General features: G+C 49.0%; 16 protein-coding genes. 8 read left to right on the plus strand and 8 right to left on the minus strand.

Annotation, left to right across the window (positions count from 1 at the left end; all coding sequences use genetic code 11):
• Positions 1-192 precede the first annotated feature (192 nt).
• The gene (gene zapE, locus GMA8713_RS02660; protein WP_062705452.1) at positions 193-1296 is read right to left on the minus strand and encodes a cell division protein ZapE; all 1104 of its coding nucleotides are present in this window, start codon (positions 1294-1296) and stop codon (positions 193-195) included.
• 181 nt (positions 1297-1477) lie between these two features.
• Here zapE and zapG point away from each other — a divergent pair, with 181 nt between their 5' ends.
• From zapG to degS, 3 genes are all read left to right on the plus strand, one after another.
• Positions 1478-1891: a Z-ring associated protein ZapG gene (gene zapG, locus GMA8713_RS02665; RefSeq protein WP_062705455.1), complete on the plus strand. Its 414-nt coding sequence runs from the start codon at positions 1478-1480 to the stop codon at positions 1889-1891.
• Between the two features lie 87 nt (positions 1892-1978).
• Positions 1979-3346 carry a Do family serine endopeptidase gene (locus tag GMA8713_RS02670; RefSeq protein ID WP_062705457.1) on the plus strand — a complete coding sequence of 456 codons (1368 nt, stop codon included), beginning with the start codon at positions 1979-1981 and terminating at the stop codon, positions 3344-3346.
• 140 nt (positions 3347-3486) lie between these two features.
• On the plus strand, positions 3487-4551 hold the full coding sequence (gene degS, locus GMA8713_RS02675) for an outer membrane-stress sensor serine endopeptidase DegS (protein WP_062705459.1): 1065 nt from the start codon (positions 3487-3489) through the stop codon (positions 4549-4551).
• Between the two features lie 71 nt (positions 4552-4622).
• On the opposite strand, the gene murA is transcribed toward degS, so the two are convergent.
• From murA to mlaF, 7 genes are read right to left on the minus strand one after another with little or no spacing between them, the layout of a single operon-like run.
• Positions 4623-5879 (minus strand): UDP-N-acetylglucosamine 1-carboxyvinyltransferase, encoded by a 1257-nt coding sequence (murA, locus tag GMA8713_RS02680; RefSeq protein ID WP_062705461.1) that lies wholly within the window; start codon positions 5877-5879, stop codon positions 4623-4625.
• A gap of 16 nt (positions 5880-5895) precedes the next feature.
• Positions 5896-6153: a BolA family iron metabolism protein IbaG gene (gene ibaG / locus GMA8713_RS02685; RefSeq protein WP_062705464.1), complete on the minus strand. Its 258-nt coding sequence runs from the start codon at positions 6151-6153 to the stop codon at positions 5896-5898.
• 2 nt (positions 6154-6155) lie between these two features.
• A complete protein-coding gene (locus GMA8713_RS02690) occupies positions 6156-6479 on the minus strand; it encodes an STAS domain-containing protein (protein ID WP_062705466.1) in 324 nt (107 codons plus the stop codon).
• On the minus strand, positions 6476-7123 hold the full coding sequence (gene mlaC / locus GMA8713_RS02695) for a phospholipid-binding protein MlaC (protein WP_062705468.1): 648 nt from the start codon (positions 7121-7123) through the stop codon (positions 6476-6478). The genes GMA8713_RS02690 and mlaC overlap by 4 nt, the downstream gene beginning before the upstream one ends.
• A 4-nt stretch (positions 7124-7127) precedes the next feature.
• Entirely contained in the window at positions 7128-7604 is a 477-nt protein-coding gene (gene mlaD / locus GMA8713_RS02700; protein WP_062705470.1) for an outer membrane lipid asymmetry maintenance protein MlaD, read from the minus strand.
• A 4-nt stretch (positions 7605-7608) separates the two neighbouring features.
• Complete coding sequence (mlaE, locus tag GMA8713_RS02705; protein ID WP_198159443.1) at positions 7609-8379, minus strand: lipid asymmetry maintenance ABC transporter permease subunit MlaE; 771 nt, start codon at positions 8377-8379, stop codon at positions 7609-7611.
• A gap of 8 nt (positions 8380-8387) precedes the next feature.
• Positions 8388-9185, minus strand: coding sequence for a phospholipid ABC transporter ATP-binding protein MlaF (mlaF, locus tag GMA8713_RS02710; protein WP_062705474.1), 798 nt, complete (start codon positions 9183-9185; stop codon positions 8388-8390).
• A gap of 400 nt (positions 9186-9585) precedes the next feature.
• On the opposite strand from mlaF, the gene GMA8713_RS02715 reads away from it, so the two are divergent.
• The 5 genes from GMA8713_RS02715 to lptA are packed head-to-tail and all read left to right on the plus strand — an operon-like array spanning position 9586 to position 13135.
• On the plus strand, positions 9586-10548 hold the full coding sequence (locus GMA8713_RS02715; RefSeq protein WP_062705476.1) for a calcium/sodium antiporter: 963 nt from the start codon (positions 9586-9588) through the stop codon (positions 10546-10548).
• Positions 10549-10559: 11 nt separating this feature from the next.
• The gene (locus tag GMA8713_RS02720; protein WP_062705478.1) at positions 10560-11525 is read left to right on the plus strand and encodes a KpsF/GutQ family sugar-phosphate isomerase; all 966 of its coding nucleotides are present in this window, start codon (positions 10560-10562) and stop codon (positions 11523-11525) included.
• Positions 11525-12082 carry a 3-deoxy-manno-octulosonate-8-phosphatase KdsC gene (gene kdsC / locus GMA8713_RS02725; RefSeq protein WP_062705481.1) on the plus strand — a complete coding sequence of 186 codons (558 nt, stop codon included), beginning with the start codon at positions 11525-11527 and terminating at the stop codon, positions 12080-12082. Before GMA8713_RS02720 ends, kdsC begins: the two co-directional genes overlap by 1 nt.
• On the plus strand, positions 12079-12645 hold the full coding sequence (lptC, locus tag GMA8713_RS02730; protein ID WP_062705483.1) for an LPS export ABC transporter periplasmic protein LptC: 567 nt from the start codon (positions 12079-12081) through the stop codon (positions 12643-12645). The genes kdsC and lptC overlap by 4 nt, the downstream gene beginning before the upstream one ends.
• Positions 12626-13135, plus strand: coding sequence for a lipopolysaccharide transport periplasmic protein LptA (gene lptA / locus GMA8713_RS02735; protein WP_062705486.1), 510 nt, complete (start codon positions 12626-12628; stop codon positions 13133-13135). The genes lptC and lptA overlap by 20 nt, the downstream gene beginning before the upstream one ends.
• Positions 13136-13141 lie beyond the last annotated feature (6 nt).

The following is a 13141-nucleotide window of genomic DNA, read 5'->3' on the forward strand; positions in this document are numbered from 1 at the left end:
TCTCGCTCCCACTGTTAAGAGCCCATTCAACACCCCTTCGAGTGGTGGTTCCCTCGGCCGAAGCCTTTCAACAGTAACGGTGGGTCGCAGGATTATAAGGAAGGGTGGAGAAAAAATCACCTTTTTTTCAAAAAAAGTCCTGACTTTTTCTCCATTAGATTTTTATCAATACTGTTATTACCGCAAGGCTGGTCATGGAAGATGCTCCAAAGCCAAGTAATCATGGCTTTGCATCTCCTTCAAACGCGAAATGCAGCGCTTGAATTCGAATGACAAGCGCCCATCTGTGTACAGTGAATTCAAGGTAACTTCAGCCGAAATGATAAGTTTCACGTGTCTTTCGTAGAATTCATCGACCATCGCGATAAATCGACGCGCAGCATCATCCTTTGATAGGCCCATTTGCGGTACGTTTGCCAGTAAAACCGTGTGGTAAAGACGGGCTATCTCTATATAGTCTGACTGACTGCGCGGGCTATCACACAAGGTAGTAAATTCAAACTGAACTACGCCTTCCGCTTCCCGCTCAGCGATCAGCTTTCGATTGTTGATTTCAATTTCAAAGGATTCATAACATGGCTCAGTCGCGAGCTTATAAAAATATTCTTTGAGATTCTGACCTGCAGCGGTATCTAAAGGAAAATGAAAGATCTCCGCCTGCTCGAGAGTCCGCAAGCGATAATCGGTGCCAGCATCAACATTCACGACTTCACAATGTTGATTAATTAGGGCAATCGCGGGAAGGAAACGGGCGCGTTGCAAACCATTGCGATATAGCTCATCCGGCACAATATTTGACGTCGCGACCAGACAGATCCCACGCTCAAACAAAGCCTCCATCAACGTCCCTAAGATCATTGCATCTGTTATGTCTGAAACGAAAAACTCATCGAAACAGAGGATATGAGCTTCGTCGGCGAGCTTATCAGCAATTTTTTTCAAAGGGTCCTGTTCGCCATCGAGTAGTGTCAACTCATAATGAACACGATGCATAAAGCGGTGAAAGTGCATTCGCAATTTTTTATCAAATGGCAGGCTTTCAAAGAATGTGTCGACGAGATAGGTTTTTCCGCGGCCTACGCCTCCCCAAAAATAGAGGCCTTTCTCCGGTACTTTGACCGGCATTTTTTTCTTGAATAGGGATTCTAAAAAGCCCGGCTTCTTAACGGGCGCACTCGCCCTCGCTACCAAACGGTGATAAACATCTTCTAGCTTCTCTACGGCATTTCGTTGGGAAGCATCTTCAAAAAAGTCCGGTCTTTGTAAGTCGTTATGGTATTGCTCTAGTGGTGTCATCCTTGAACCTAGCTCTCACTCGCACCCGTGGCGTTCTCAAAATCAATAGTACCATGCGTCTATCTTGGCATGTATAGTAAACCAAGAGTATTAAGGGGTTTGTAGTTTTCTTTTGATTGCCATTTCATCGGCAAAAAAACTGCAATTTATCCAACCGGTTGGAATAAGTTAAGGAGCACTTATGGCTTGGATCAACACGCTGGTATTTGTGATCATTGGTATTGTCATTGGCTTCATTATTGCCCGCCTGACAATGCGTGATAACTCTCAACAAAAAGACTTGAAAAAAGAACTGGAAAAGTCGCGCTACGAATTGGAGCAGTACCGACAAGAGTTGGTCGATCACTTCGCACAAAGCGCTGAATTACTTGACAATATTTCCCGTGATTACAGCAAGCTTTATCAACATATGGCGAATACATCCGCCGAGCTGATGCCAAACCTGCCGGAGCAAGATAATCCATTCGCAAAACGTATCAGCAAAATTTCTGAAGTCACTGAAGAGTCGTCATCTTCTCAAGAACCGCCCCGTGATTATTCTGATGGCGCATCAGGCTTGCTCAAAGATCAGAAAGAAACCAGCAAGGCGAGTTAACTCGATCACAAATATCACTTTATGGGGCATTGAACTTTTTTGACCTACCCCCACTCTTAAAACGTACCTATAGAGGGGAGTGTGTTTATGAAAAAGAAGTCTTTGCTTGCTATGAGTGCGATTGCACTCGCCGTTAGTACAACCATGACAGCCTTGCCAACAACTGCTGCGTTACCAAACGCAGTTGCTGGTGAGAGTCTGCCAAGCCTCGCGCCCATGCTCGAAGCCGTCAGCCCGGCGGTAGTCAGTATTGCGGTGGAAGGCAGCCACACATCAAAACAACGCATTCCTGAATCTTTCCGTTTCTTCTTTGGCCCGGACATGCCTTCTGAGCAAGTCAGAGAACGTCCATTCCGTGGCTTGGGATCGGGTGTCATCATTGACGCAGACAAAGGGTACGTAATCACTAACCATCATGTGATCGATGGTGCTAACAAAATCCGCGTTCAGTTGCACGACGGCCGCGAGTACGATGCTGAGCTAATCGGCAGCGACGGCATGTCTGACGTTGCGCTTTTGAAACTTGAGAAGTCGGAAGACCTCACCGCAATCAAACTGGCTGACTCTGATGCACTGCGTGTTGGCGATTTTGCCATTGCGATTGGCAACCCGTTTGGCCTTGGCCAAACTGTCACTTCAGGCATCATTTCAGCACTGGGCCGCAGTGGTCTGAATGTCGAAAACTTTGAAAACTTCATCCAGACTGATGCGGCAATTAACAGCGGTAATTCGGGAGGTGCTCTGGTAAACCTAAATGGTGAACTGGTGGGTATCAACACGGCTATCTTGGGGCCAAACGGCGGTAACGTTGGCATCGGCTTTGCGATTCCAGCGAACATGGCGAAAAATCTTGTCGACCAGATCCTAGAGTTCGGTGAAGTGAAGCGCGGCGTGCTGGGGGTTCAAGGTGGAGAGCTAACTTCAGAATTGGCTGAAGCGTTCGGTTATGAAACCAACCATGGTGCCTTCGTCAGTCAGATCGTACCCGATTCGGCTGCGGAGAAAGCAGGTATTGAAGCCGGTGACATTATTGTTTCGGTAAACGGAAAAGAGATCCGAAGCTTTGGCGAGCTTCGTGCGAAAATTGCTACGCTCGGCGCAGGTAAAGACGTGGAGCTTGGCATCATTCGTGACGGTAAAGAAAAGACAGTTACCGCCAAGCTCAAAGAAGCAAGCCTAGCCAAAGCTAATGCAGAAACGCTGCATGAAGCGCTGAAGGGCGCTGAGCTGGAAAACTATAAAGAAGGCAAGGTGTCAGGCGTTCGTGTTTCTAGTGTCGAAAAAGACTCCATCGCTGCGCGTTACGGCTTGAAGCAAGATGATGTGATTGTTGGCCTGAACCGAAACAAGGTGAAGAACCTTGGCGATTTACGCAAGCAACTTGAGAGCAAACCGTCCGTGTTAGCGCTCAACATCCTACGCGGTGACTCTACCATGTACTTGGTGATCCGTTAACCAAACGCTTTACACAAAGTGTTTCAAATCAGGGGCCTGACACTGTCAGGCTCTTTTTTATTTGCTTTCTTCAACTACTCATACCGAGTATTCAATGATATTCTCGGTGCTTTGTATTTAATGGTTTTATGGGGAATTGCATGCTGGCTTTTCTAGCACGTTCTGTAGTGTACGGCGTTCTGGTCGCTGCTGTGCTGCTCGTTGCCATTCCATCGTTGCGAAATGCCCGGCTGTTACCGGAGGCCACTCTCCCCGCGTTTGAAACCAACAACAACCTCATTTCTTATAACTACGCGGTCCGACGTGCCTCACCGGCCGTTGTTAACATTTATACCCGCCGCTATAGCAGCGAAAATCGACTTCAACTGAGTGCGGAAGGCTTGGGCTCCGGTGTCATCATGAGTGACAAGGGCTATATCGTGACCAACTATCATGTCGTTGCACGTGCAGACCAAGTCATTGTGGCTCTGCAGGATGGTCGTATCAGTACCGCTCAACTGGTAGGTAAAGATCAACGTACTGATCTTGCCGTGCTAAAGATTGAGCTGGAAAACCTACCGGTCATTCCCTTTAACGACAGCTATGAGCCCAATGTCGGCGATGTGGTGCTCGCCATCGGAAACCCTTACAACCTCGGCCAAACAACTACATTCGGTATAATTTCGGCCACTGGCCGCCCGGGCATGAGCTTCAATCGTCAACAGGACTTCTTGCAAACCGATGCGGCAATCAACAAAGGTAACTCCGGTGGCGCATTGGTCAACAGTCGCGGGGAACTGGTTGGCATCAATACGGCCTCATTTCAGCAGGCTACCGATGTAGACACCTATGGTATTTCTTTTGCTATCCCCTACTCACTCACATTAAAGATCATGCAAAAGCTGATCGCCGATGGACGCGTGATCCGTGGTTACATTGGTGTGGAAGGACGCGAAGTGAACCCTGTGATGGCAAGGCTTCTTGATGCGGAACAGTTAAGAGGGGTGATGGTTGGAAGCATGGACCCAAATGGGCCAGCAGAAAAATCTGGGCTAAAGGTCAATGACTTGATTATTGCTATCAATGAAAAGCCAATAAGCAGCGTCCGGAATGCGTTGGATATCGTGGTCGACATCCGTCCTGGGACTAAAGTACCTTTCAGAGTAATACGAAACGGACAACCCATTGATATCATTGTCACGATCGGCGAAGAGAAACTCCAGTAAGCTCACTACCCACCAGTTCAACAGATACAAAAAGGCCACTTTTAAAGTGGCCTTCTCTTCATCTATTGCTATTAGTCACTGAAACGTTCAATGCTGACACCCAGCTTTTTGAGCTTATCTTCGATGTGTTCGTAACCACGATCGATATGATAAATACGGTCAACGATGGTTTCACCTTTCGCAATCGCACCAGCAATTACAAGGCTCGCAGAAGCACGCAGGTCAGTTGCCATCACCTGAGCACCACTCAGGCCATCGCAATCGCCACATACCACAGTGTTACCTTCAATTTCAGCGTGGGCACCCATGCGTTGCAACTCAGGCACATGCATGAAGCGGTTTTCAAAAATCGTTTCTGTGATAATGCCTGTGCCTTTTGCCATCAGGTTAAGTAACGTGAATTGCGCTTGCATATCGGTTGGGAACCCCGGGTGCGGAGCAGTACGGATGTTCACCGCTTTCAGCTCGCGATCCGTCATATCCAGTGATATCCAATCATTCCCGCTTTCCACCAGCGCGCCAGCTTCTTCCAGCTTAGCCAGTACCGCTTCCATCAGTTTCGGCGAGGTATTGTAGCACTTCACTTTACCACCAGATACTGCTGCGCCTACCAAGAAGGTGCCAGTTTCAATTCGGTCCGCAACCACTTCATGATAGCCGCCACCCAAACGCTCAACGCCTTCGATAGTGATAGCATCGGTACCCGCACCAGTGATTTTCGCACCCAGCATATTAAGGAACTTCGCACAGTCCACAATCTCAGGTTCACGAGCAGCGTTTTCAATCACAGTCGTGCCCTCAGCCAACGTCGCTGCTGACATGATAGTCACCGTCGCGCCCACACTCACCTTATCCATGACGATGTGTGCACCTTTCAGGCGACCGTCTACATAGGCTTTCACGTAGCCTTCGTCCAGAGTAATGGTGGCACCCAGTTGCTCCAGACCATGAATGTGGAGATCAACCGGACGGGCGCCAATAGCACAGCCACCAGGCAGCGACACTTCGCCTTTACCAAAACGAGCCACCAAAGGCCCTAACGCCCAGATTGATGCACGCATGGTTTTAACCAAATCGTAAGGTGCACAAAATTCGTTGATGTCACTGGCATCAACATGAACAGAACCGTTTCGGGATACTTTCGCACCCAGTCGTGATAACAACTCCATAGTGGTGTCGATATCACGCAATTTAGGAACGTTCGCGACCTCTACAGGCTCTTCAGCCAGCAGCGCGGCAAACAAAATAGGCAGTGCCGCATTCTTGGCACCGGAAATTGTGACTTCACCACGCAGTGGGCCACCACCATGGACACGGAATTTTTGCATGCTGTTCCTCGTGAACTTATAGCGGTTGCATCAGTTTTTTGTCGCGCGCCCACTCTGCCGGGGTCAACGCTTTGATGCTAAGAGCATGGATTGCATTGGTTCTGATGTGTTCCATCAGTGGGCCATAGATAGTCTGCTGTTTTTTCACACGCGGCATACCATCAAACATATCGCCAACCGCGATCACTTCGAAGTGACTGCCATCACCTTTAACATGAATTTCATCCAGCGTCAGAGCTTGTTCTAATATGGCTTTGATTTCAGTAGGTTCCACAACTATTCCCCGTCAACCGATGCACTTACACCAGTAAAAAGACTTTCCACGTTACTCAACTGCAGCAGGACGCTAAGCTGCGAAGGAGTGTTACTCAACAAAAGCGCTTGCTGACTGTTGTTGAGCTCTTGCTGCAAGTGGAGCAACATTGCCATGCCCGCCGAATCGATGCGTTTCAACGAAGACAGATCGAGTACAACCTGTTTGTCTGAAGGCAGCCAATTGGCGCGTCGGCTCCAAAATGCTGGAACTGTGTCACGATCAAGCTCTCCTGACAAGCAGTAATGCCCGTTTGTGAGTTGCTGAAGTGATAATGCTTCACTCACGATGTGGTCTCATCTCTGGTAATTGGCGTTTTTGAACGTTCAATCAATTGCTTGGACACTTCCTCAATGCCATTGCGGCGAAGTTCACTACTCCATTCACTGGTTTTGGTATCCAGCATGCTCACACCTTCAACCTGTACGTCGAAACCTTGCCACTCTTCCGTTTTACGGTTTTTGCGCAAAGCAAAATCCAGACGAATGGGAGGACGGGCTTTATCTAGAATATCAACACGAACAGACACTACTTTACGTTTGGCATCAATTTTCTTTGCTGGTTCCACACTGATTTCCTGATCGGTATATTGCGTCAGGATCTGGGCATAGGAAGCAACCAGATAATCATAAAATGCCTCAGTGAACAGATCGCGCTCTTCTTTGCTGGCTTTGCGTGCCTGTGGGCCCAGTACTTTCATCGCGGCATAGCGGACATTGATGTAAGGCATCAATTCTTCTCTAACCACGACACGTAATAGCTCGGGGTTTTGAATGAATTGATCTTTGTCGGCCTTGAGACGGCTGAAAGCATTCTCTGCCACACGATTAATCAAAAAGTAAGGGTCTTTCGCGTCAATCTCTGCAGCGAAAGAAAATGATGATAACGTCACTGTCAATGCAGCAAACACAGTAACAAACCACTTTTTCATTACTTTACTCCTCAGACCCACCGACGCTGTATAGGAACTGACCAATAAGATCTTCTAATACCATCGCTGAGCGTGTATCTTCCAGCAAATCGCCATCCTGTAGGACATCTATGTCTTCATCCAGAAACCCTGGGCGAATGCCAATGTATTGTTCACCCAGAAGTCCTGACGTCAAAATCGCCGCCGAACTGGTTTCCGGGAAATAGCCGTATTTGCGCTCAATATCCATTGTTACCGTCGGGATATAGTCCGGTGCCGTCAAAGCAATATGACTAACACGGCCCACAACAACCCCGCCTACTTTCACCGGAGAGCGAACTTTCAAACCACCAATGTTATCGAAATGGGCTTCAAGCGAGTAGTGCTCAGATCGCGAAAAGCTCTTAACATCAGCGACTTGGAAAATGAGCAGTAACACTGCTGCAATCCCCGCAATGACAAAAGTGCCTACCCAAAATTCTGTTTTTCGGTTTTGTTGCATTTAATTAGCTCCCAAACATCAGTGCTGTGAGGACAAAATCCAATCCCAACACTGCTAAAGATGAATGCACGACAGTACGTGTAGTGGCTCTGCTGATCCCTTCTGAAGTGGGAATCGCATCATAACCATTAAACAAGGCAATCCAGGTTACGGTAATGGCAAACACCAAGCTCTTGATAAAAGACTGTCCGATGTCATAACCCAGCTCAACGGATGACTGCATCACCGCCCAGTAGCTACCGTAATCAATACCTTTCCAGTCAACACCCACGAGCTGTCCGCCCCAGATGCCCACCATCATAAAAATCATTGCCAAAAGTGGCATTGAGATGACACCCGCCCAAAAGCGCGGTGCAACCACTCGGCGCAGCGGGTCAACCGCCATCATCTCAAGGCTGGAAAGCTGCTCAGTCGTTTTCATTAAGCCAATTTCTGCGGTCAACGCTGAGCCTGCGCGGCCCGCAAACAAGAGTGCGGTCACGACCGGACCAAGTTCACGTAGTAGCGACAACGCCACCATCTGCCCAAGGGAACTCTCTGCACCAAAATCGGCCAGAACAAGGTAGCCTTGAAGACTGAGCACCATGCCGATGAACAGCCCTGACACCATGATTATCGCCAGTGAGCGCACGCCAACCGAATAAATTTGGGCTAACAGTAGTGGAAACATTTTTTTTGGCTGAGGCCTGCCAATGAGGGCACCTAGCAAGACAAATGTCGCACGTCCCATAGTTTGGGACACAGCCATTGCGCGAGCACCTATCGCCTGCACCATGCTTACAATCACGAGAAAAGCTCCTGTTTAATGTCCTTAGCCGGATAGCGAAACGGAACAGGACCGTCAGCATCGCCTTGAAGGAACTGACTGACACGGGGATCAGGATTGTCACGCAAAGACTGTGGGGAACCCGATGCGATGATCTTACCATCCGCCAGCAGATAAACGTGGTCGGCGATACTCATGACTTCCGGCACATCGTGCGACACCACGATAGAGGTCAAGCCCAATGCTTGATTAAGGTTGCGGATAAGGGAAACTAAAACACCCATAGTGATAGGGTCCTGACCAACAAAGGGTTCATCAAACATAATCAACTCAGGGTCAAGCGCAATCGCTCTAGCAAGTGCCGCACGCCTTGCCATACCACCAGAAAGGCTGCTTGGCATCAAATCAGCAGCGCCACGCAGACCAACCGCCTCAAGCTTAAGCAGCACAATGGTTTTGATCAGAGATTCGGAAAGCTCAGTGTGTTCGCGAAGGGGGAACGCGACGTTATCAAAAACCGTCATGTCGGTGAACAGCGCCCCGGACTGGAAAAGCATACTCATGCGCTTTCGCACTTCGTAGAGTTTGCTTCTGGAGAGCGAAGGAATATTTTGGCCCGAAAATTCGATAGTGCCTTTTTCTGGCTGGATTTGCCCGCCAATCAGTCGTAGCAGTGTCGTTTTACCAATTCCTGAAGGCCCCATGATCGCCGTGACCTTACCGACAGGGACTGTGAGGCTGACATTGTCAAAAATCACCCTCTCGCCGCGCGAGAAAGTCAGGTTGTTCACTTCAACCAGGTTTATAGTACTCATCAAGGCCCTTTGACGTTGTATTTCCTTGAGTGTTAATTGCCCGATCATAGAAGGGTGACAAAGGCAAAACAAGTAATTGTACACCATTCATTTGCAAAATCTTTATCAGTAACCTATCAATATTCAGACAATCGCTGTCTTTTCCTATATGCAAGCACTGGAATTAAGATCACTTATTTCAGGCTAGAAATTGCCCTCCGTTTTTACCTTTGTTCGTAAGATTTTTTATTATTTTGTGAATTGGGGACGGCGTAATTCAGCGGAAAACACTTCACTGTTTAGGGGGTTTGCGGAAAGCTCGTCGAAACTCATCCGTCCTTTTCCTTCACATTTCCTCAATTAGCGGTCAAAATTGCGCTTTTGTATTGTTCTTAGCCCAGCTAATTCTGAAGGTATCTAAATGTTTGAAGCGACCGCTATTCTCATCGTGGGCTTGTGTTTGTTGGTATGGAGTGCTGACAGGCTCGTCTACGGAGCAGCCGCTATCGCCCGTAATGTGGGCATCTCTCCCCTTGTCATCGGTATGACTATTCTAGCCATGGGAAGTTCAGCGCCAGAGATGGTGGTTTCGGCAACTGCCGCACTTAGCGGGAAAACCGACACTGCTGTAGGTAACGTCCTCGGTTCAAACATTGCCAACATAGCACTGATTCTTGGCGTGACAGCTCTTATAAAGCCCCTCGCTATCAGTTCTGGCATTCTCCGCCGCGAATTACCCCTGATGCTGGGTGTGACGGTGCTGGCAGGTGCTATTTTGTGGAACAACTACCTGAGCTTTTTTGAAGGTGTTCTCCTCGCGGTGTTTTTTGCGGGTTTCCTGCTTCTTATGATGAAGTTTGGCCGTGAAAGCGGAGAAGAAGACCCTATGCTAGCTGAGCAGGAGTCTGAAATTCCTGAAGGCGTCAGTAACGTGTCTGCGGGTATCTGGGTTGTCGTTGGTCTGGTGCTTCTCATTTTCAGCGCAGACATGGTGGTTGATTCTGCCGTTATCATTGCAAAAGCCTTTGGTATGAGCGACCTGGTGATTGGTCTGACAATCGTTGCCGTCGGCACCAGCCTTCCTGAGCTTGCAGCATCGATTGCTGGTGTGATGAAAGGCGAAGACGATCTGGCGGTGGGAAACATCATCGGCTCTAACATCTTCAACATTCTCGCGGTCATGGGTATTCCGGGTATACTAGCGCCATCAGCCATTAACCCACTGGCAATGGATCGTGACTTTTACGTCATGCTGGCACTGTCCGTATTACTATTCCTGTTTGCTGTCGGCAAAGTGCGCACGATTAACCGTTGGGAAGGCGTTGCTCTTCTCGTTTGCTTCGTGGGCTACCAAGGCTACTTGTTTTCTCATCTAGCGGCATAACCGGACCGATTATGACTTTTGATTTTCGCCAGGCAGGCATTGCAACACTGAAAACCGAGATGGATGCTATTGTCCAACTTGAGCAGTACATCAACGAAGACTTTGAAAACGCCTGCAGTCTCATCCTTAAAGCCAAAGGCAAAGTGGTCGTGATGGGCATGGGAAAATCCGGCCACATCGGTAACAAAATCGCCGCGACACTGGCAAGTACCGGCACACCCTCTTTCTTTGTTCACCCCGGTGAAGCCAGTCATGGCGATCTGGGCATGATTGAGAAAGGCGATGTGGTCCTGGCAATATCAAATTCCGGTGAAGCTTCAGAAATCATTACGCTGCTGCCTGTGGTGAAGCGCCGTGGCATTGCGCTCATCACCATGACAAGCAATCCCTCTTCGACCATGGCGCGACTGGCGCAAATCAACCTGTGCATAAAAGTGCCAAAAGAAGCCTGCCCTATTGGACTGGCCCCCACTTCCAGCACCACAGCAACCCTCGTCATGGGTGATGCGCTGGCGGTTGCGCTTATGCAAGCCAAAGGCTTTACAGCCGACGATTTTGCCCTGTCCCACCCAGGCGGTGCGTTGGGCCGCAAGCTATTGATGCGTATTGCTGATGTAATGCACTCTGGCGACAAACTGCCAAAAGTCGCGCCAAACGACTCCATCCGTGATGCGCTACTGGAAATGTCTGCCAAAGGCCTTGGCATGACCGCTATCGTCGATGACAGCGACAGCGTGCTCGGTATTTTCACCGACGGCGATCTCCGTCGCCTTCTGGATCAGCGCATAGACGTTCACACCACCGAAATCGGCGAAGTGATGGGCAAAAAGCCAACACTGATTGGCTCAGATGTGCTGGCCGCTGAAGGCCTAAAGCTAATGGAAGAGAAGAAAATCAACGGATTGCTGGTCACAGATAATGACAAGCTGATTGGCGCACTGAATATGCACGATCTGCTGAAAGCTGGAGTGATGTAATGCAACCCATGACTGAAACCCTGTATGGCCCTGTACCTACTGAATTCGTGGAACGAGCCCGTGACATCAAACTGCTGATTTGCGATGTTGACGGTGTATTCTCTGACGGCCGGATATACATGGGCAATGACGGTGAAGAACTGAAGGCCTTCCATACCCGTGACGGCTACGGTGTAAAATCGCTGATGAATGCTGGCGTGGAAATCGCGATCATTACCGGTCGTAAATCCGCTATTGTCGAACGTCGAATGGGGGCCCTTGGCATCCAGCACATTTATCAGGGTCAGGACGACAAAGCCTCAGCGTACAAAGACCTCGTCAAGCGCCTAGGCGTGCCAGCTGAGCAAACCGCGTATATCGGTGACGATCTTATCGACTGGTCAGTCATGTCTCAGGTAGGTCTGTCCGTGTGTGTGAGTGACGGTCATCCTCTTTTGGCGAAACGCGCCGACGTGGTCACCCGCACTCCGGGTGGATACGGTGCTGTGCGTGAAGTCTGCGATTTGATTCTTGAAGCGCGTGGAGAACTCGATGCGCATAACGGGCTCAGTATATGATATTGCAACGCCTTGGTATCGTTGCCCTTCTCGCAGTCTGTGGTTATACAGGGTACTACCTGCTGACCCAACACTACTGGGAAGCGGAGATACAGGTTGCGCCAGATGCTGAGAAGCCCCTGTTTACGGCTGATAATATCAACTCAACCACATACAACATGCAAGGTATCCGGACCTACCGTATCGAATCTGTGCATGTAGAGAACTATCAGCAACTCGACGAGACCCACTTTAACGAGCCTGTGCTTTGGACATACAGTAACGGGGAAGAAGAAGAGTGGCGTGTCAGTTCCGAGTTCGCTGTTCTTGAGGATACGAAAACTCTGGTGATGACAGGTCGGGTCAGGATCTTTAACCTGTTGCCTGACGCTCAAATTAAAGTCGTCACTACCGAAGAACTTACTCTGGACCTCGTGACACGTGATTTCTGGTCAGACACCGAAACCGAAATTACCGGTGTGGGCCTGCAAACTCGTGGCGAGAGAGTAAAAGGTAATTTTGGCTCCCACCAAATGGAACTGATTGACCAAGTGAAGAGCAGGTATGAACAACAAAAGAACTAAATTTTTTGCCGCGGTATTGATGCTGTTTTCTGGAACTGCGATGGCACTGTCAACAGACTCAGAGCAGCCGATCTACATTGACTCCGACTCGCAGAACCTCGACATGAACACCAACACCGTGATTTTTACTGGTAACGTATACCTACGTCAGGGCTCTATCCGCCTGAATGCGGACAAGGTCGTCGTCACCCGCCCTACTGGTGAGGAAGGTGTAGAAGTGATCGATGCCTACGGTAAGCCTGCCACTTTTGAGCAAACCATGGATGACGGTAAGAAAATTAACGGAGAGGCCTTCGACCTTCGTTATGAAACCGGGAAAAGCTTCCTGACCATGAAGCGTAATGCTGTGCTTATCCAGGAAGGCGGCAACCAAGTAGAAGGCCAGAAGATTACCTACAACATCGACAAACAATTGCTGGTAGCAGAAAGTGACGACAGCAGTCGTGTCACCACAGTATTGCAGCCACAGTCAAAACAAGAGAAGAACTAATCTTTC

The sequence above is a fragment of the Grimontia marina genome (assembly GCF_900060185.1).
In the GTDB taxonomy this organism is placed as follows: Bacteria; Pseudomonadota; Gammaproteobacteria; order Enterobacterales; family Vibrionaceae; genus Enterovibrio; species Enterovibrio marinus.